The organism is Bacillus cereus group sp. BceL062, assembly GCF_051780025.1.
Lineage (GTDB): Bacteria > Bacillota > Bacilli > Bacillales > Bacillaceae_G > Bacillus_A > Bacillus_A toyonensis.
Window position 1 is genome coordinate 375,732 of sequence record NZ_JBPWGY010000003.1, and the last position, 21,052, is coordinate 396,783.

Consider the following 21,052-nt stretch of genomic DNA (forward strand, 5'->3'; position numbering starts at 1 on the left):
ACTTACGTTTGAATAAATAATTACGTTTATATTGTGGTTCACTTCTCTTATCTTTAACAGAAAATAAGCAGATCCACCCTTTTTTCGAAAAAGTATAAACGAAAATTATGTAGCTATTTCACTCTGTACGGAATTAAAAATCGAAATTATCATCATTTAGATCTACTCGATAATTCTGATTCTAATCATTGTCATGTTAAAAAATCACATCAACAGCAGAGTAAAGCTAAAACCAACTAATAAATACCATTATGATATATATTAACGATAAAGAAAATTACGCACTTTAAAGTTCCATAGGAACAAAAAAGTGCCCTATATACTATAATTTTCAACTTTTTATATTTATTAACGTAGTATCCTTTTCTATCACAGAAAAGAGTGTAAAATCACACATTCTTACATACATTTATAGGATTATTTTTATCCTAATTAACTAAAAACCATATAACACATTTGTAAAATAAAATTCTAAAAAAACCTTGCAGAAAAATTCTACAAGGTTTTTGCCTATACACACAAATTAATCACTATATTAAAATAAAAGGGTTTATAATTCATCAAAATAATATTAAATATAAGCTGCTTTAAAGGCTTGTTGGACAGCTTGTACTTCTAATGAGTCTTTACCATGTAAGTTCGTTGCTACACGAATACAAGCTTCTTTTAATTCTTTAAAGTCAGAAGTCATATTTAATTCATCCGTATTTGCATAATAGAAAATATCAAACATTTTATCTTCTCCAATGCCATGTACGTTTACTCCATTATGGTTTCCACCACTAGCAATCAAGTAAGCTACTTTATTAATAATGCTAGAGTTCGTGTGTACACCACCATGATCGTGGTCAGCATCAATAGGTAAGTTATTATAATGTCTATAGTCCTCCGGATATCTAGAAGAGATAGATGATGGGGTTTTCATATCTCTAAAAATACGACCTGATTGTTCTCCCATTGTCCAATTGAACTTTCCGTTATTGGCATACTTTTCAACTGCTACTCCTAAAATATCAGATAGAGCCTCATTAATTGCACCAGCTTCTCCTGCATACTCAAGTCCAGACTCATTTCTTGTAACCGCGTGTGTAAATTCATGTCCTGCCACATCAAATGCTCTAACAATTGGATCTCCGTATACTAGCATAGCTCCATTACTAAATGCATTAAACCACTGCTTAGGATTTCCTTTATTCGTACCATTTGTGTTCCAACCATGAACGACAGAAATTACTTTTTGCCCATTATTATCAAAGCTGTTACGGCCATATTTTTCTTGATAAAAATCATATACTTTCGTTGCTAAATAATGGGCACTAACTGCTTTAGAATCGGTAAAATTTGTAGAATTACTTGTTACTAGATCATCGAGATAACCCCATACATTTCTTCTATAATTATTATAATCTTTATAATTAGCAGTATATGTTTCAATTCCCTTACCACGAGAATAATCTGCAAGCATGTACGTTCCATTACTTCGCTGCGTAATTCCAAACGTACGATTAATACCTAAGTCATCTTTTCCTGTACCTGTTAATTTTGAAGGATCTTGTGATTTATTTGCTGTCGCAGATTGGACAATACTACTATCTACTTGTATACCCAATTTTTGAACGAGTTCTTTTAATAGATTTCCACCAAAAGCATCAATTAATACTGTACCAGATACATATTCAGGTGTAGATGCACTAAAAGTAATTTGATATGCATTTGTAGCTTTATTTGTATTTTCATCTACATATACCACTTGTTTAATTTCTGGTTCTTCAATAAATGTGAGATCATTTCCATAGATGTTGAAAAGCTGTTTCTTTGCATCCTCTTCTGATAAAGTAATAGGTTGTTTCAAATCTTCCTGTTGTTGTAGATTTTGGGCACTATCCCCCGAAACGCTCGTAAGTACACCATCATCATTAATATGTGCCGTTAGTTGATATCCGTATACATCACGTCCTTCATATGTTTGTTGAAGACGTACCAATGTAGTACCATCATAAGATTTACGACTTTGCGTAACATTATAATTAACTTTGGATTCCGTATTAACTTGCTTTGATGATAATGCTTGTTCTGTTTTTCCTTTTAGTGCATCCTTTGCTACATTTTCTGCCGAATTTTGAGAAGGCGCTGTTAAATTACCTGTTCGGAACGTATCTTCCTTTGTTTCCACTTTTAAATCTTCTGTTTCCGCATGTACTCCTCCATAGGGCATAATCGCCGATAACACCACTCCTGTAGTTAAACCGACCTTTACGAAATTATTCATATTCTTACTCCTTTATAATCTTATTATTTGATTAAATAAATGTATTTTAGAATTTTAACCCTAGATAAAACTTTTAGCTATAGTCAATCGATTTTACATATATACGTTAATAGATTGGTTTGCTACTTTTTTAGATTCATTTCATTTCTCAAAAATTACTCATTATATAAGCTATCTTTATATTTATTTATATACGTTATTTTTTGTGGTTCTGATAACATATTTATAGCCATCCACACATTCTTTTTCATTTCTAATTTTTGCATTGGTATCTCTTTTAAAAACGGATTGCCTATAATCGCTTCCATTTCTTCATCAATTCTTTGTATAAGATTTTTTTCTGGATTATTTTGCAAATAAGTATTTTTCAATCCCCATTTTGTCATTATAAATTCATTTGTTTTATTCATAGGATTAATAATAGTAGCTTTACTAGTTAATCGTTTTTTTACTTCATCATGATAGATTTTAATTTTATATCCTTCTTTTAGTGGAATGGTATCTTTTACAATCGTTACATTTGTCCCTTCCATTTCCTTCGTATAAATTTTTTCACCTTTCTCATTAAACAACTCTATTGATGCATATTTTTCACCTGCATAATAGCTATGAGGCGTTTTAGTAGTAACCGTAAAAACAGCTCGCTTTTGCTCTAAGTCTGTATTTAATTCGGCAAACTGGTCATCTCCTAATCCTAGGAATTGAATTGTTTGATTTACCAACTTACTCACTTTCATTTCGTTAACATCAATCGTTAGACTATTATCTTTTTCTTTTACATAGGCATAATACGAACTAAAATGGTACATACTATCCGTTTTCCCACCTGAAATTTCAACTGTATAAACTCCATTTGGTACGTCTTGTAAATTGATATCTGTTTTTTCAATTGTTTTCTCTTGAACAACTGTATTCCCTTCTTTTAATTTAATTTTTCCTCCTTTCAATGTATCTATTTCATTTGTATTTAAATGGATATGCAAATTCCCTTTTAGCCCAAGTGAAGCAATTTGCTGATTTGTAACTATTTCAAAGTTGGAGTTTATCGTAATATCAGAATCAACTAGAGCTCTCGCTTTAGCTAATTGTGATTCAGGCACTATATAGGCTAAAGACGTAACAGCCGGATAACCTTTCGCCCTATTTATCTCAACTTGTTTATTATTAAGCTTAAAGCCCCATCTTTCAAAAACGGGTGTAAAATCAACTTGTGCATTCTCACTATAATATTGATTCATTAAATCTGGTAAAGAATGGTCACCTTTTTTGAAAGCAGCATTGCTAGCTAGTTTTCGATAACCTTGATACATTTTTGCAAAAGCTTCATCGCCAGCTTTTTGTTTCGCCATCGTTAAAAGAATAAGTTTTTGTCGTAAATCTAAGTCATCATAATTTTTATTTTCTTTCATTAAAGCATTATATAAATTCCGTTCTACTTGTTCCTTTTTCCCGAAATTAAACAACCAACCAACTTGATCTGCTTTTTTTCCATATTTACTATATTGATATTGAACACCGAATAGATTATTAGAAACTTCTCCTGTAAATATTCCTTGATTATCAAAACCAGCTTGGTATCCGTGAGCGATTTCATGTAAAGTTCCCCAACTCAGTTTATCTAACCACATTTTTGTACTATCTGAACTATTCGCTGTCCAATTTGTGCCATAATAGGCACCGCCAGCACCAGATATATCTGCTTTTAAAAAATAACGATTTTGACTTTTTTTATTTTCAACCGCTGAACCATCTAAACCAATAATTGAATCATACATCGCAAAAATATCTTCATAATACGCAATTAACTCATCCAATGATTGAAAATCTTTTAAAGACCTTACTATTTCTTTATCTTTTTTAGGTACAAATAATTGGAAACTTTCCCCTTGAAGTAATGCATACTCTCCATCAAATTGATCCCATGTACTAAAAAATTGAGATACATTTCCTTTTTGTTTATAAATTGGAAGAGGTTTAGTAGCACTTTCATTCCCTACTTGGTACTCAAGTACAGCGTGCTCTTCACCATACGGAGTATCTATGAAAGGAACTAAAGGCGTATCACCTTGAATGGTAACCCATTCATTTCCTACTTGTATGGATTTTTCATTTTTTGAGTCATTAGACAATAAACGTAATGTTAATTTGTCTTTAAAATTAGGATTCGTTTGTCTTACCTTTAATGGTGTATTTCTCTGCAAAATAAACCCTAAATCTTGTCGATCATGATATTTCCCCTTACTTATGCCCGCCTGAAATATCCAAGTAGGCTCTTCTAAACTAGTAATTTCTTTTACATTTGTTCGTTCATCAGCATGTAAGTGTATATTTCCTATGAGGAAAAACATTGTATACATTATGCCTATAACAAGTAATCTTTTCATTTGCATATCTCCTTTTCTATTTTTTATATACAAAATACAATAAAACCCTCCTTCTTCACTTATAACTATGGCCAGTAAGTTATTTATCAGTGTAATTATTATAGTTACATTAACTCGTGATTATCAATCATTAAACGTATGTAATTTTGCATATACGAATACTTAATGACAATTCCAAAAGTATCGTATAATTATCAATATTTTTTCAGACATTATTCAAAAAAAACACGAAGACCCTTAAGTCTTCATGTTTTTTTATACATGTTATTAAACTTGTGATTGAATTAATTACTAAAATCTTTTTAATCGCGAAAAATCAATTATTTTTAGGCTGATAGCCATACGTAAACTTTTATGATTTACTCATCCTTTTTGTTCTGTAATATTAAATTTTGAAACCAGTTCCGTTAATTCTTCCACCTTTTCTTTCATTTTGTTGGATTGGATTGATATTTGTTCAATTGATACGGCCTGTGATTGAATTGAATTTACTGTTTGAAGAGTCTCCTTTTTCACATCCGTTGCAGTTTCAGAAACTAGCGAAAGAGAAGCATTTACTTCTTCTGTACCAGCAGACATCTCTTCTGTCGCTGCGGATACTTCTTGAATTTGACCTGTAATCTTATCAATATCTCTCATAATAGACAAGAAGGTTTGGTTCGCTTTGTAAGCAGCTTCTTTTCCTTCTACTGCCTTTTGTTGTCCTTTTTGCATGACATTAACTGTATCTTGGGTATCTTTTTGAATCGATTTTATTAAATGATTAACCTCTTTCGCAGATTCTTTAGACTGTTCAGCTAAATCTCGAACTTCTGCGGCAACCACTGCAAACCCTTTCCCATTCTCTCCAGCACGTGCCGCTTCAATAGCGGCATTTAAGGCAAGAAGATTCGTTTGTTCGGCAATATTAGTAATTGCAGCGAGAGCTGTATCAATCTGTTGTGTACGTGTAACAAGTTTATTTATTACTTTTGATGTTTCCTCGACAACATCATGCACACTATTCATTTGAAGAATAGAGTAATTTATCACTTCACTACCAATATTTATTCGTTCTGTAGTCGTTACTGCTACCTCAGCGACTACTGCTGAAGATTCAGCTACAGTTTGCACCCCGGTTGTAATTTCTTCCATTGAGGATGAACTCTCTTGAATACTAGTTACCTGTCCTTCTATTTTTGTTTTTACTTCTAAAACAGTCTGTACAACCTCATTTGAAATACTAGACGCTCGATTTGTATCTTGTAATACGCCCTCCGTAGTAGAAATAACCTCTTGTGTTGTCATCTTAACATTCGCAATTAATTGTTGAAGGTTATCTAACATACTATTAAAAGACTGAACAATATGCCCTAATTCATTATTTGCTTTATAAGGAGTACGTGTTGTTAAATCTCCAGCTGCTACTTTTTCCATATTACTTTGTAGTAACGCAAGTGGTTTTCGGATAGTTATTTTAATAATATATCCAATTAATATAATTACTAAAATTGCTAAAATCGAAATACTAACAAACATTATCATTGTATTTTGAGCACTATTATTATTTTCCTTCTGTAAAAGCTCTGCATTATTACTATTATATAAAATCAATTCACGAATTGATTTTATTGATTTTTGCATATTAGGTTCAATCTCTTTTAGGTAATATGCATATGCTTCCTCATTATTAGATTTCCCTAATTCTTGCGCTTTCTTCATTTGAGTCCTTAATTCATTAAATGTTTCATGAAACGTGTTATATAATTCTTTTTCTTTAGTAGAAATAACTTTAGCCTCAAACTGCTTTAAAAGATGATCATTTTCCTTACGAATTCCATCCATTTCTCTTATTAATTCGTTCATTCTTTTTTCATCTTTTGATAACATTATTTCCATAAAGTTCATATTAACGTGATAAAAATTAGATTCTACAATCCCAATCCACTCAATTGGTAGTAAATTATCCTCATACATATTAGAGGAAGTACTTTTCCCTCTTTCTAATCCCCAAAACCCTATTAGGGATAATACTATACATGCAATACTTGATATAGTTATTAATATGTTTAGTTTTGTACCAACCTTACTGTTTCTTAATAATTCCAATTCCATATTCCCCATTCTAATATATAGTTTAAGTAATGTATTTTATAATAAGAATCCAAAAATTACGATGTTTATTTTGCGATATGCAATTTTGCATATCATCAACTACTAAATCAAAATAATCTAACATTGTAATTTTAGTTTTCCAAAAATTCATGATTATGAAAACACCCCATTAAATCTTGAACTTCTCATCCAAAATATCCACAAATATTGTGGCACCAGGGGAACCCATCATTGATATATAAATTATACTTCCATACAAGACTAGCTTAAAAATATTTTTCTTATTGCTCATTTTTCTATTTTCTCTCTATTAGAAGTACTCCTAGTACATCACACTAATAAAAACGATAGTATTAAAAAAATAAGGAAAGACATAACACCCATGTCTTTCCTCTAAAATTGTAACACTCAATATGCTCTTGGCTCTATTTGATTTTCCAGTTAAATCCTCACATTTCTTTCTTTATAATATTTCCTAACTCCGTCCAACTTGTAATACGCGGGATATTGAGATGTTGATTGTAAGAAGTAGTTTTTGCATACACATTTATCGGTTTTCCTATTAACGTTTCTAAGACTGCCGGCTTATCATCAAAGAAATAGTTTAATTTTATTTCTTGTATGAAGTGTATTTTTTCTTCATCCTTCATTCCATAGAAAAAGCGATCTTCATGTACCGGAAAACCTTTTTCTATTAACCATTTTTTTGTTTGCTCTCCATGCTCTTTAGGCCGAGCTGTTATATAGTATATTTCATGTCCCTGTCTTTCTAATTCTTGTAATGTCTCTACTGCATATGGAAACGGTGAACAAGAAGTATAATAAATCTCATCCAGCAAACTATTCCACATATGACTGCCTTCCTCCGAAGTCATGCCAAATGCTTCATGAATTTCAATTGTTTTTAAAGAATGAAATACATCCAATCCTACTTGTTTGTTTAATTTCTTATTATATAAATGAAAAGCATGCTGCCTTAAATCAATTAATGTATCATCGATATCAAATCCAAACTTCACTCTTCATCGCTCCTTTCTGCAATCCATTTATCGGAACATATAAGTAGTTTTTATTCTCCTTATTTCTCATCTTTCCGATATGCTGGATAGCCAATAAATCTATAATCTTTTCCAACCTGGGTAAATGATATATCCTTAAATTCAATTGCATCTTTCATTTTAGTAATACCAGTTCCCTCTACAAAACTAGGCGCCAATCTGCCTCCAATAATTTTAGGTGCGAAATATAAAATAATTTTATCCATTAGTTTATTTTCAATAAACGAAGCATTTACTTCTCCACCACCTTCAATAAGCAGGGAGGAAACTCCTTTTTGTCCTAAAACATCAAGCATTTCATGTAAGTTTATATGCTTTTCTCCGCTAGTAACAAATACTTTAACTCCTGCATTTTCTAATGCTTTCTTTTTTTCCGCTGCATGATTACTTGTTGTAAATATCCAGGTAGGAGCTTCTCCATCTGTAACAACGTTAGCTTCCATCGGTATGCGTAATGTCGAGTCCAATATTATTCGAATTGAATTTCGTCCATTTGGAATACGAGTTGTCAATGATGGATTATCCTTTTGAACAGTATTCGCTCCTACTAAAATAGCCGCATTTTCGTTTCGTATTTGGTGTACTTCTTGTCTTGCTTCTGTAGATGTAATCCACTTGCTATCCGATGAAGACGTAGCGATTTTCCCATCTAATGTAACTCCTGATTTAATCGTTACAAATGGGCGCTTTGTCATAATATATTTATTAAAGACTTCATTCATCTTTTTAGATTCTTCTTCACACACTCCTACAAGTACTTCAATACCAGCATCTTGCAGGATTTTAATTCCACGTCCAGAAACAATTGGATTTGGATCAAGTGTAGCAACTATTACTCTCTTAATTCCTGCTTGTACAATTGCTTCTGCACAAGGCCCTGTTCTTCCATGATGAGAACAAGGTTCAAGAGTTACATAGATTGTACCACCACGTGCTTGTTCTCCAGCCATACGTATCGCATGTATTTCGGCATGTGGTTCTCCGGCCTTCATATGTGCTCCGACCCCTACAATTCGATTATCATTTACAATTACAGATCCAACCAATGGATTTGGAGTCGTTTGTCCCTTCATAGCCTTGGCATTTTCTAGTGCTAGCTTCATATACAATTCATGCTCAAGCATGTAAGTGTCCCCCTTCAAAATGTCCAGAACGCTGAATCTTCGTTTGCAAATATTTCTCATTAAACTCTGAGACATCACCCCATAACGGTTCACGACTCGTAACATTTAATCCAGCTTTTTGTAAAGCTTCTAATTTTTTCGGATTATTTGTAATAAGTTTTACAGGTTTTGAGCGTAACGCTTTTAATACTTCAATTGTATCATCATAGTTTCGAACATCATCTTCAAAACCTAGGTTCAGATTAGCTTCTACTGTATCTAACCCATTTTCTTGCAAGAGGTACGTCATTGCTTTACTAAACAAACCAATTCCTCTTCCTTCATGATTCGCTAAGTAAAATAAAGCACCTGAACCATGTTCTGTAATCATTTGTAAAGACTGCTTTAATTGGAATCCACAGTCACAACGTTTACTACCAAAGATATCACCGGTATGACAAATACTATGCATACGAATTAGGGCATCTTCAGAATTCTCAAAATCACCATATACAAGCACACTAGATTGCTGCATATCAGCTAAATTAATAGATGAGAGTTTTTCGATAATTCCTTCTACACTATTTGTAACCTCATTACATTGTAACCAAGAATACCATTGGAAAACTTTAGTCTCCCCATATAAATTAATTGGCAATTTGATAGGACCTACTAAATAAATATCCTTTTCATCTTGATGTATAAATTGAATTTTATCTTCTAACATATGAATTGTATCTGTTGTAACCATTAGGTACCTCCTAGTATAGAGAATCTCTAAAAATTCTCTTCCATTGTTATATTTTTTATTGTTTAACTTACACAACGTAAGTGTTTTTACAGATGCTATTCTTTTTTCTCTCAGCTTATATGCAATATGTATCATTACAACTTTGGCCATTTAAAGAAAAGAGTTTTAGTTACATAAAACAACTTAGTTACTTTATGTAAGTTAGTATAAATTCGTAATCAATTTACGTCAAGTAATTAATTATAAAAACATTTGTTGCTAATAGTAAGATGTTATATAATTTGTTTTAGGAGGTGAAGGAAAATGAATGATTCTACATTATGCCCTCGCTTTGAAAAAGGAATGAAATTTTTTAGCCAACGATGGACAGCACTAATTATTTACCAACTTTTTTCTGGATCTCAGCGCTTTTGTACGCTTGAATCTTCTCTTCCTGTTAGCGGAAGATTACTTTCAGAAAGATTGAAAGAATTAGAACTAGAAGGAATTGTCGAACGTAAAGTCTTTCCTGAGACACCAGTTCGTATAGAATATTCTTTAACTCAAAAAGGATTTGCTTTAGAAGCTATTATTCGCGGAATAGAAGAATGGTCACAGGAATGGATAGAACTTGAGGAATAACATAAAAGCTTTTTCGTATATAGTTTTAAGTAATCAAATTACAGATACCTATTATTAAAACGCTAGTTTTTCAAGCATTGATGAAAAACTAGCGTTTTTTAATGAATAAAATAAAATTTAAGAAATGAAACAAGATGATCAAACCGATCACCTTGTTCCTTTAAAGATTAAAATAGTGATTTTAACAACTTTTATTAATACATACTCGATTAACAGAAATAATAAATAGAATTTTTGTAACTAAACAGTTTTATTTTCGCAATACAGTTAGCTTATCCCGCTATTTGCGGACAGTAAGACCACCACTGATTAAATTTCTATTTTATTACATTTGAATATTACTTATTAAATTTCACACGCTCTTCAAGTGGTTGAAATTCTTTTTCACCTGGTGCAGCTGTTGGATTACCAAATGGCATTTGTGCAATTAGTTTCCAATTAGCAGGGACATTCCATTCTTGTTTTACCTCATCGTCAATTAATGGATTATAATGTTGTAAAGATGCCCCTAATCCCTCTGCTTCTAAACCTGTCCACACGACTAATTGGTGCATACCTGATGCTTGGTGTGACCAAATTGGGAAGTTTTCAGCATATGCAGCAAATTTTTCTTGAAGCGATTTAACGATAGCCTCATCTTCAAAGAATAGTATTGTTCCATAACCAGCTTTAAAAGAATCCATTTTTTGTTGCGTTCCTGAGAAATCTCCATCTCCAACTACTTTTCTTAATGTTTCAGTAGTAATATCCCATAATTTATCATGAGCTTCACCAAATAATACAACTAATCGCGCAGTTTGAGAATTGAAAGCTGATGGAGTATATTTCACAGCAAACTCCACGATTTCTTTAATTTTTTCATCCGATACTTGTACCTCTTTGTTAATTCCATAGTAAGTACGTCTTTCTTTCAGTGCAGTATAGAAATCTTTTGTCATAATTCATTTCCTCCTAAGTTTTAATATTCTTCAAAATGATACATTGCGAAGATAATATGAGTTGAAATGAGTTCATTTTTGAACCATTGAACTCCCTAACACCAATTGCTAGTCACTCTGAATCTAAACCACTGCTTCTTGCTTCAGTTTCCCTAAAAAAACTCTTATAGCATCATTGATACAATCTAGTGATTATTCGGTATTATTTTACCCATTCTCTATTCATGTATCCTGCTTGTTTCATATTTACACAAATATGAAAATAACCTTAAATTGCTGGTCAAAAAAGCCAGGTAGCATGAATAACACATTACCTGGCTTTTTACATTTTTAATTTACATTCAACTAAACATTACCAATGAATAGTAGTAAAAACTATACCCGTCACTTATTTAATAATTAACATCTCATATGGATGTTGTTCCATAAATCTATTCTCCCAAAGAATCTCTAATGATGTCCAATTTGAACCACCGTCTACTGACTGATACACTCCTTTATTGCTAAACAGATAAAACGTTCCATCACTTGTTGCCTTTAATACTGGTATGATTGTCCCTTTAGGAGTTGGTAAACCTGCATTCATTTCTGCCCAAGACTGATTTTTTTCTTTCTTATAAATAAATGATTCACAATTTCCATTATTGTAATCATGCGCTACGTGTGGATTTGAAGATGTCGCGATGATAATATTTTCTGGATCATTTGGGTTAACTGCCATTTGATATGCGTAATGATGCTTTAGCCCACTACACATATAGTTCCAAGTCTTACCTCCATCATTACTCTCCGCATACTCTTGACCTGGTTCTTTCAAGAATGAATCACCTAACACCCCGTATAAACGATTTGGGGCATTGCGATGTGATTTAAGAATGTGAATATCTTGAGGATAGTTCCCCTCTTTTTCCTCAGTCCATGTCTTACCTCCATCTACACTTTTAATTAATCCGCCTACCTCAATAGTCGTATAAATAGTTTCTGGATTATTAGCATCAATTTCAATATGTTTTACATGGTGTGTATATGTTCTTTGAGGAAAGAACCATGATGAATATGATGGCATTTGTCGATAATCTGTTAGCAGCTCAAAACTGTCTCCTCCATTTTTGGATACGAACATTGCGCTCGGTTCAGTTCCTACATATACAATCCCGTTACCGTCATCCCCCTTCGCTGGAGATACAGAAACTGCTGTAATAGCTCTCATATGAATAGCATTAGCTGGGAACACTTCACCAAATGAAGGTAACGCACCAATTGCTTCCCATGAACTTCCTCCATCTTTACTTCTCCATAATCCCCTATCAAAAGTACCACAATACATTCTTTCTGGATCGTATGGATCTGAAGCTAACGCAACTGGATTCGCACCTACAAACTGCGATTGGACGCTCCATGTTGAGTCTTTTTTTTCTGCAATTACAAGTTCTCTATCAAACGCTAATATGAATTTTTCCATAACTAAAATCTCCTCGTTTCATAATATATCTTGTATTATTTGAATCTTTACCATTACAAGTTAAGAGGTGACATTTATATGCTATAGCATATAAAAGATAAATTTTATAAGCAATATGTGATTAAAAACTTACATTATATAATTTGTTAACTTCACATCCGTATGATGAACAAGATGTCCTGTTAACTCATATAAGTCCATATGCCACCTCTAAATAAATCGCAATTTACATGCTATAGCATATATAATATAGAATGCATTATTTTATGTCAAACTTTAATACTGTTAATCAGTTCTTTAGCTCGCCTAAAGTAATTTAAAAGTCATAATATAAACAGAAACATTTTATTGAATAGAAAATAAAAAAAGAGTGCAATTTTTGCACTCTTTTTACTCATTTCTATTAGAAATCAAAGTTATCAGGATCTGGACCAACGCGGTGATTTTGATTTAATGCATCGATTTTTTCCATATCTTCTTTCGTTAATTCAAAGTTAAATACATCGGCATTTGCAATAATACGGTGCTCTTTCGTTGATTTTGGAATTGTGATCACTTCATTTTGAAGATCCCAACGTAAAATGACTTGTGCTGTTGTTTTACCATGTTTCTCAGCAATTTCTTGTAATGTTTCGTTATCTAATAATTGACCTTGCATAAGTGGTGACCATGCTTCCATTTGAATACCTTGTTCTTTACAGAAAGCTTGTAATTCTTTTTGTGTTAAACGAGGATGGTATTCCACTTGGTTGATCATTGGCTTAATTTCCGCATCTTTTATTACATCTTGTAAGTGATGAATTTGGAAGTTACTTACGCCAATTGCACGTACACGCTTTTCTTTATAAAGTGTTTCTAACGCTCTCCACGTATCTTTATATTTCCCTTCTACAGGCCAGTGAACAAGATATAAATCTAAATAATCTAGTTTTAATTTTTTTAAACTCTCTTCATATGCCGCAATTGTTTCGTCATATCCTTGATCTGCATTCCAAACTTTTGAAGTAATAAATAATTCTTCTCTTGAAACTCCTGTTGCTTCGATACCTGCACGGATTCCCTCACCTACAGCTGCTTCATTTCCGTAAATCGCCGCTGTATCGATGCTACGGTATCCTGCTTTAATCGCTGATTTAATTGCTTCTACAAGTTCTGGTCCTTCTTCTACTTTAAATACTCCTAAACCGAACCAAGGCATTTCTACACCGTTATGCAATGTTGTTGTACTTTGTAAGTTTTTCATTTTATTTTCTCTCCTTTTATTTTACTTGATCTCGTTTTTCTAATGCCATACTCCACGCTGTTAAAATAACAGCACCTACTACCATAATGCCGCCTACCCAAGCTGTATGAATTAACCCTAACGAGTTCGTTACAATACCACCTAAATAAGCACCAAGGGCAATCCCAGCATTAAACGCCGCAATATTAATTGCCGATGCAACATCGACAGCACTCGGTACAAATCGTTCAGCTAACATTACGACATATACTTGTAACCCTGGAACATTCATAAATGCGAATAGCCCCATTAAAATAATAGTGATTAACCCAGCTACCTTAAATGGTGCCGTAAATGTTAAAACAAATAATATAATCGCTTGAATAAAGAACATGTAGAATAGCGCTCGAATTGGATTATGATTCGATAATTTTCCGCCAATCACATTCCCTATTGCAATGGCGATTCCATACACTAATAAAATGATAGTAACCGTATTAGCTTTAAATCCTGTTACTTCTTGTAATAACGGAGATAAATACGTAAATGTTACGAATGTTCCCCCATATCCTAATGCAGTAATGATGAAAACTAGTAACAGTCTTCCGTTCGTAATCAATTTAAACTGATCGCGGAATGATACAGACGTACCTTTTTTCATATTAGATGGAATGAGAATACTATTTGCGATTAAGGCAATAATTCCAATTACTACAATTGCTAAAAATGATGTTCTCCAGCCAAATTGTTGACCAATAAATGTTCCAATTGGTGCCCCTGTAATAGTCGCAACTGTTACGCCGGTAAACATAATTGCAATTGCACTAGCACGTTTATTTTCTGGGACAAGTGCTGCAGCAATCGTTGAACCAATTGACATAAACACACCATGCGAAAGTGCAGAAACAATTCGCGCAATAAGTAATACAGTGAAACTTGTTGCTACCGCTGCAATTCCGTTACCAATAATGAAAATAATCATAATCCACATTAATAACGTTTTTCGTGACATATTAGCTGTTAATGACGTTAATACTGGAGCACCAAACGCTACGCCTAACGCATATAAAGAAACTGTTAAACCAGCTGTTGTAACCGACACATGTAAATCTTCAGAAATAGATGGTAATAAACCGACACTAACAAATTCAGTCGTCCCAATCCCGAACGCACTAATTGCTAGCGCTAATAACGCAAATATACTTCTTCGATTCGTCTGAACTTTTGAAGACGATGCTGTATATGAATTCAATTAAGTTTCCCCTCTTCCCTATAATTCCTATCATAATAGTGCGATAAAAAGGCCCTTTTATCTTCTAAAAAATATATTTAATCTCTACAAACGCTATTATGAATGGTTGCATTCTCTTTTTAGTACCGTAAAGCTTGTCTCTCTCCTACATGTACTATTATGAAATATATTTAACATAATGAATAGTACACACTTTAAAGTGCTGTAGGTACTAAAAAGTAACATAGTTAATTGCTCGTACCATAAATCTTGTTTCCCTCTCACATGTGCTATTATGTATGATATTTAACATAATAAAAAGTACGTACTTTAAAGTACTATAGGTACTAAAAAGTAACATTTATATAACCTAGCTTATTTTGCTCAAAAATTGAAATCTACATTCCATGAAAAAGACTTTCAAATGAAGAAATACACTTTTCCCGTAGAGGCAACTTTAGAGGACATTACTTAAACATATAAAGGATTATGTTCATTACCACAGACAAATAATAAAAAGGCAAAAACGAACAGAAATGTGTTCATTTTTGCCTTTTTTATTTAACGATTAAAATGTACGACTTTTGGAAAGGAAATCTGCATTAGCTCCTGTTACACCACTTTGTCCCCAGTTCCCTGGAATCATTTCGCGAATAAGAATTAGTACTTTATCCAAAGGTGCATGAGTATATTTAGATGTTACTTGTGTAAGTTCGTTTACCCACTTATCCTTTATCTCTTGATCAAATGTATTCCATATATCAATCTTAATAATAGCCATTCCATTAACGTTACGACCTGGTGTATCGTAAGACTCTTTTGTCTCCCAATTGGACACCCTACTTTTCTCAGCAAAGGTAGCATCACTTGCGACAGCACCAGCTTTCCCCCAATTTTCTTTCTCAAGTTCAGTTATCAACACTTGAATTTTGTCAGGGACAATTTTTAATAGTTTTATTGTAAGTTCCGTTACATTATAAATGAATTCCTTCTTTTCTTCTGTTGACATGGTTGGCCAAGTATTTAGTTCAATTAATGGCATAGTATTGCCCCCTAAAATTAATTATTTATTCATTAACTACAACGATTAGTTCAAATGATTTTTAACTGCTCTTACTACCAATTCGTGATCTTCTTCTGGTGGTAATCCTGAAACTGTTATCATTCCAATAACCCCTACGTTTTTTATTCTGATAGGAAAACATCCACCAAACGCAGCGTATTCCGAAGTATCTAAAAGATATTTTTCATTATATGAGATTCCAGTTATTTCACTTTGTATCTGCATATAATACGAGCTATGATCATGCAAGGAAACGACTCGTTTTTTCCGCTCAATCCATTTCGTATTTTCCTCATTTGTCCCCGTCATCTTAAAATGAAATAATTGCACACCATTTTTTGTTATATCAATAGCAATCAATTTTCCCTCTCGCTTCGCTGTTTCAACGATAAATAAACCTAGTTGCAAGGCATCTTCATTTGTAAAAGAGGAAAATTGAAGTGTTTCCTCCTCTTTTAAAATTTGTTTACTTATTTCATTCAAATTTGAAGTACTCATATCTTTAACCTCCATAATTGTTTTATGCCACACCGACATTTTCCCGAAATTATTAGGCCATATAGTACAACCTTTCAATCAATCTGACTCTAAATAAACTGCTGTAACATCGTTGGTAACTAGTACCGTAAATCTTGTTTTCTTCTTACTGGTGTTATTATGAATGATATTCAAAGTTATAAAAAGTACGCACTTTAAAGTGCTATAGGTACTTTAAAGTACTATTCTACTTATCTCTATCTTACAGAGACTATTATGAAATATATTTAACATCTTAAAAATGTATGTACTAAAGAATAATATTTTTAATCACTAACTTTTTTGCTCAATGGTTGTAATTCATCAGATACAGAAATAGACATACAAAAACGCCATCCTTTCCTATGATTCTACAGAAAGAATAGCGTATTTTTCAAAAATGAGTTCTTTTATTGAGAAACTTTGATTCTATATCATACATAAAAGGGCAACCAGTGCTAAAACAGCTGGAAGTCCTTGTTTCACAATAATTGATTTATTAGATGTGAAACCTCCAAAAATAGCTGCTATCACCACACAAATCACGAAAAATAATTGGACCATATAACCAATTGGATTGAGTCCAAGTACAAGTCCCCAAATGAGACCAGCCGCTAAAAATCCATTATATAAACCTTGGTTTGCAAACATAATGGCTACGTTTCGATCTCCTTCTAAATGCTTCGGTAATTTGAAAGCACGTTTCGCTACTTTTGAATCAATAAAAAACATTTCAAGGATCATGATAAACAAATGTTCTAATGCTACGATCCCGACTAAAATAGTTGCGATTATTTCCACACTATTCTGCCCCCTACACTCTCTATTCTTTAATATTCTCTACATTTTTTTGCATCTGTAATAGAACATGAATAAGTATTTTTCTTTCTTCTCCACTGATATTTACAAACATTCCCTTCATAAAACGTTCCTTTTCTTTCTTGGAAGACTCGATTTGTTCTCGTCCTTTCTCACGTGTTATACGGTTATCCTCAGACTGTTTTCTTCTTAATACAATTCCTTTGGCTTCAAGCTGCCTAAGGTGTCTGGTGATGGCTGCGCCATCAATATTCACTCCTTCTTTCTTGTCAAAATATTAATTGATACATCAATTATTGATACGTCAATTAATATACATCTCTCTTTTTATTTTTGCAAGTTTTTTTGCTCAATTGGTTTTATTTTGTTCCAACAACTTTAAATTAACACCAAACATAAATTCGCATTTCTAGAAGTCATAATTACTTTAAGTTCATTTTGACAATCATATTTAACTAAATATATATAAGAATTGAGTTATATCTCCATCAATTTATAAAAATTAATTTTTTCTAAAAACAGATACTTTACGTTTTTTATAGTAATAAAAATCATTTTTTGTTTCAGAGGCAATCCATTTTGTTAGCTTGATGGCATAGGATAGTACCCATATGACGAACCAATTATCTTTCAAGAAGACGGCTAGAAATCTGGATTTGGTACAGGCGTTGCCTACTTCCGTGATCCAGATGGTACTAATTTAGAGCTTATTGTTCCAAAAGGTCCATTTAGACGTGACTAATTAAAATATATTAATACTGAAAAACCACCTTTATGAGAGGTGGTTTTTTGTTGCTAATGGTGAAGATTAATATTGAGGTCTGATTGAGACCTATTCCTTTTCCATATCTTTCATCATACCATCGAAAGAATAGTCTTATAGCTATTTCAAATATTTCGACAGCACTATATCGCTAGCAAGCTAAAATTTCATGGTACTCCCCAAAAAAATCTGCTGAATCATAACCAAAAGTTCATTTTATCATTTCAAGGTAATTCGAAATTCTTAAGTTTTTGGGCACGGGGTACAGCTGAAAAACAGTGTATATTCATTAACTTCAAACTAATTTTGATGTAACAAAATTGTATTTATACCTTTTTAACAAATTCAGATTTTAATTTCATAGCTCCAAAACCATCAATTTTACAATCAATATCATGATCTCCATCAACTAATCGGATACTCTTTACTTTTGTACCAATTTTTACAACTGATGAAGTTCCTTTTACTTTAAGATCTTTAATTACTGTTACAGAATCACCATCGTTTAAAATATTTCCATTTGCATCTTTAATTACCTTTGTATCTTCACTATTTTCAGCTTCTAATTCTAAAGTCCACTCATGAGCACATTCTGGACAAACAAAAAGATTCCCATCTTCGTAAGTGTATTCTGAATTACATTTTGGACAATTTGGTAAATTAGACATATTTTTATTTCCTCCACTCGTTTTCGTGTATTCTATTAAATAAATATTATTTTTAATTTCCCTTTTTCGTTTAAATATACGGAAAATATTCTCTTCTTACTGTTTGATACTTATTTGTTGAATGTATAAAAAAACTACTTGTTCACACCTTGTAAAAAATCTTCTCCACATTCTCCAAAGCAAACTTTCTTCTTCTCTATTTTTTAATAAAATGATGAAAAAGTAGATTAAATCAAACAAACTTTGTATGTGAAGTGAAATTTTTAAAAATCTAATGCATTTACTTTATTCTTTATTGTATTGATTTCCTGAGATTGCTGAGAAAGCCCTGTACACTCATGAAAAGCAAAATGCTTACACCCTATACATTTTTTTGTATTTAGATGTCCTAAAGCACAATTAATTGCTTCCCCAGTATGATCAAAAAAGTTTTCTTTCCCAATCTCAGCATACAATCCATTCTTATCTAGATTGGCTTTTAGCTCTGATTGAATTCCAGAAATAAGAAGTACGCCACCTTGTTTTTTGAAGTGCTGAACAATATTCCTAAAGTAAGACTCTCCTGTGGTATCAATAAAAGGAACTTTTCCCATACGTAAAATTAAAACTTTAGGTTTATAATGAATAGTCGCTAAAATATTTTGTTCAAATGTTTGAGCAGCCCCAAAGAATAATGGCCCTTCTATTGTATAAATACTAATTTGTGGGCAATCATGAGCTTTATTTACCACATGCGATAACAATTTTTCATTCTTTTTTGTATGATCAGGAAGCACTTTAGATATAACAAGCATATTACTCATACGTTTTGTAAACAAAATAACAGCTAAAATAAGACCGATCTCCACAGCTGTTGTTAAACTAGTAAATACAGTAAGTAAAAATGTTACTAGTAATACAAGGGAATCTCCTGTCTTCATTTTGAGTATGTGATAAAAATGTTTTTGTTCGCTCATATTCCAAGCTACCACCATTAAAATGGGAGCCATACTAGCAAGAGGAATATGTGAAGCATATGGAGCTAACAGTAAAAGTGTCAATAACACAAATCCCCCATGAATAATACCCGACATTGGAGATACAGCCCCACTCTTAATATTAGTCGCTGTACGAGCAATTGCTCCAGTCGCTGGAATCCCGCCAAATAACGGGGTAACAATATTTGCAATCCCCTGACCGACAAGCTCTTTGTTACTGTTGTGTTTACTATTTGTCATACCATCTGCCACGACAGCGGATAAAAGCGATTCAATTCCACCGAGCATCGCAATAACAAATGCAGGACCAATTAACTGTTTTATACGTTCTAATGTGATTTCTGGTATATCAAACTGAGGAATTGTATTTGGAATCGTACCATATGCTGTACCAATAGTAGGTACATGACCTGAGAAAAATACAGTTGCAATTACAGTTGAAATAACAACACCTACTAATGAACCAGGCACTTTTGGTAAAATCTTTGGTGTTATGAGTATAACAAAAAAGCAAATCAAAGCAGTTATAACACTATAAAAATTGGTAGTACTGATATGAGTGAAGAGTTCCTTCAAATTCGCTAGAAATTCCTCATGCTTTTTTATACCTGTTAAACCTAAAAAACTAGCAATTTGTCCCGTAAATATAATAACAGCAATACCTGAAGTAAAACCAATTGTTACAGGACGTGGAATAAACTTAATTAAAGAGCCTAGTTTGAAGATTCCCATAAGACATAAAATAATTCCAGCTAACAAACCCGCGAGTAGTAAATTTTCGTATCCATAGGTAATTACAACTCCTAAAAGAATCGGAACAAAAGCACCTGTAGGTCCTCCAATTTGATACTTCGAACCACCAAACAGTGAAATGAGTATTCCAGCAATACAGGTTGTATAAATCCCATACTCTGGCTTAACACCAGAGGCTATAGCAAAAGACATAGCAAGTGGAATCGCAACAACTCCAACAATCATTCCTGAAAGAAGATCCTTTTGAAAATGTGCTAATGAATATCCTTCAAACCTTCCTGTAAATAACTTTCTCATTACAAACCCTTCTTTTCTATTTTTAATAGATCTGGATTACAAATGTATTTCTCGGTCCCTTAT

16 protein-coding genes and 2 pseudogenes are annotated in these 21,052 nt (G+C 32.6%); 2 read left to right on the top strand and 16 right to left on the bottom strand.

The genetic code is table 11. The annotated features are described in order from the left end of the window. Nucleotides 1–571: 571 nt before the first annotated feature. The 6 genes from ACS2MN_RS10200 to ACS2MN_RS10225 all read right to left on the bottom strand — a co-directional run bounded on the left by ACS2MN_RS10200 (nt 572) and on the right by ACS2MN_RS10225 (nt 9,659). Nucleotides 572–2,269: a M4 family metallopeptidase gene (locus tag ACS2MN_RS10200; RefSeq protein WP_001058952.1), complete on the bottom strand. Its 1,698-nt coding sequence runs from the start codon at nt 2,267–2,269 to the stop codon at nt 572–574. A gap of 155 nt (nt 2,270–2,424) precedes the next feature. Continuing rightward, nucleotides 2,425–4,653 (bottom strand): putative mucin/carbohydrate-binding domain-containing protein, encoded by a 2,229-nt coding sequence (locus ACS2MN_RS10205; RefSeq protein ID WP_346994485.1) that lies wholly within the window; start codon nt 4,651–4,653, stop codon nt 2,425–2,427. 363 nt (nt 4,654–5,016) lie between these two features. Continuing rightward, nucleotides 5,017–6,741: a methyl-accepting chemotaxis protein gene (locus ACS2MN_RS10210; protein WP_346994484.1), complete on the bottom strand. Its 1,725-nt coding sequence runs from the start codon at nt 6,739–6,741 to the stop codon at nt 5,017–5,019. Between the two features lie 455 nt (nt 6,742–7,196). Continuing rightward, on the bottom strand, nt 7,197–7,766 hold the full coding sequence (locus ACS2MN_RS10215) for a 5' nucleotidase, NT5C type (protein ID WP_000668234.1): 570 nt from the start codon (nt 7,764–7,766) through the stop codon (nt 7,197–7,199). 59 nt (nt 7,767–7,825) lie between these two features. Beyond that, nucleotides 7,826–8,929, bottom strand: a complete 1,104-nt coding sequence (ribD, locus tag ACS2MN_RS10220) for a bifunctional diaminohydroxyphosphoribosylaminopyrimidine deaminase/5-amino-6-(5-phosphoribosylamino)uracil reductase RibD (protein ID WP_000889432.1) — start codon at nt 8,927–8,929, stop codon at nt 7,826–7,828. Next, on the bottom strand, nt 8,922–9,659 hold the full coding sequence (locus ACS2MN_RS10225; protein WP_000258854.1) for a GTP cyclohydrolase II: 738 nt from the start codon (nt 9,657–9,659) through the stop codon (nt 8,922–8,924). Before ACS2MN_RS10225 ends, ribD begins: the two co-directional genes overlap by 8 nt. A 303-nt stretch (nt 9,660–9,962) precedes the next feature. Between ACS2MN_RS10225 and ACS2MN_RS10230 the strand changes: the two genes are divergently transcribed. After that, nucleotides 9,963–10,280, top strand: a complete 318-nt coding sequence (locus ACS2MN_RS10230) for a winged helix-turn-helix transcriptional regulator (RefSeq protein WP_001000104.1) — start codon at nt 9,963–9,965, stop codon at nt 10,278–10,280. Between the two features lie 338 nt (nt 10,281–10,618). On the opposite strand, the gene ACS2MN_RS10235 is transcribed toward ACS2MN_RS10230, so the two are convergent. The 8 genes and pseudogenes from ACS2MN_RS10235 to ACS2MN_RS10270 all read right to left on the bottom strand — a co-directional run. Further along, entirely contained in the window at nt 10,619–11,218 is a 600-nt protein-coding gene (locus tag ACS2MN_RS10235) for a nitroreductase family protein (protein WP_088055002.1), read from the bottom strand. A 388-nt stretch (nt 11,219–11,606) separates the two neighbouring features. Further along, on the bottom strand, nt 11,607–12,680 hold the full coding sequence (locus ACS2MN_RS10240; protein WP_000410431.1) for a WD40/YVTN/BNR-like repeat-containing protein: 1,074 nt from the start codon (nt 12,678–12,680) through the stop codon (nt 11,607–11,609). Nucleotides 12,681–13,083: 403 nt separating this feature from the next. Continuing rightward, the gene (locus ACS2MN_RS10245; protein ID WP_000793589.1) at nt 13,084–13,923 is read right to left on the bottom strand and encodes an aldo/keto reductase; all 840 of its coding nucleotides are present in this window, start codon (nt 13,921–13,923) and stop codon (nt 13,084–13,086) included. Nucleotides 13,924–13,939: 16 nt separating this feature from the next. Next, nucleotides 13,940–15,154, bottom strand: coding sequence for an MFS transporter (locus ACS2MN_RS10250; RefSeq protein ID WP_001089903.1), 1,215 nt, complete (start codon nt 15,152–15,154; stop codon nt 13,940–13,942). A gap of 547 nt (nt 15,155–15,701) precedes the next feature. Beyond that, entirely contained in the window at nt 15,702–16,175 is a 474-nt protein-coding gene (locus ACS2MN_RS10255) for a tautomerase family protein (protein ID WP_001128296.1), read from the bottom strand. Nucleotides 16,176–16,220: 45 nt separating this feature from the next. Beyond that, the gene (locus ACS2MN_RS10260) at nt 16,221–16,733 is read right to left on the bottom strand and encodes a heme-degrading domain-containing protein (RefSeq protein WP_142285923.1); all 513 of its coding nucleotides are present in this window, start codon (nt 16,731–16,733) and stop codon (nt 16,221–16,223) included. A 408-nt stretch (nt 16,734–17,141) separates the two neighbouring features. Next, a complete protein-coding gene (locus ACS2MN_RS10265) occupies nt 17,142–17,513 on the bottom strand; it encodes a DUF1304 domain-containing protein (RefSeq protein ID WP_000402501.1) in 372 nt (123 codons plus the stop codon). Between the two features lie 22 nt (nt 17,514–17,535). Next, nucleotides 17,536–17,802, bottom strand: a pseudogene (locus ACS2MN_RS10270) (MarR family winged helix-turn-helix transcriptional regulator); the annotation flags it as partial. Nucleotides 17,803–18,138: 336 nt separating this feature from the next. On the opposite strand from ACS2MN_RS10270, the pseudogene ACS2MN_RS10275 reads away from it, so the two are divergent. Then, nucleotides 18,139–18,273 (top strand): annotated as a pseudogene (locus ACS2MN_RS10275) (VOC family protein); the annotation flags it as partial. 347 nt (nt 18,274–18,620) lie between these two features. On the opposite strand, the gene ACS2MN_RS10280 reads toward ACS2MN_RS10275, so the two are convergent. Continuing rightward, complete coding sequence (locus tag ACS2MN_RS10280; RefSeq protein WP_000067658.1) at nt 18,621–18,962, bottom strand: zinc ribbon domain-containing protein YjdM; 342 nt, start codon at nt 18,960–18,962, stop codon at nt 18,621–18,623. Nucleotides 18,963–19,225: 263 nt separating this feature from the next. Continuing rightward, nucleotides 19,226–20,989, bottom strand: a complete 1,764-nt coding sequence (locus tag ACS2MN_RS10285; RefSeq protein ID WP_071739360.1) for a SulP family inorganic anion transporter — start codon at nt 20,987–20,989, stop codon at nt 19,226–19,228. Nucleotides 20,990–21,052 lie beyond the last annotated feature (63 nt).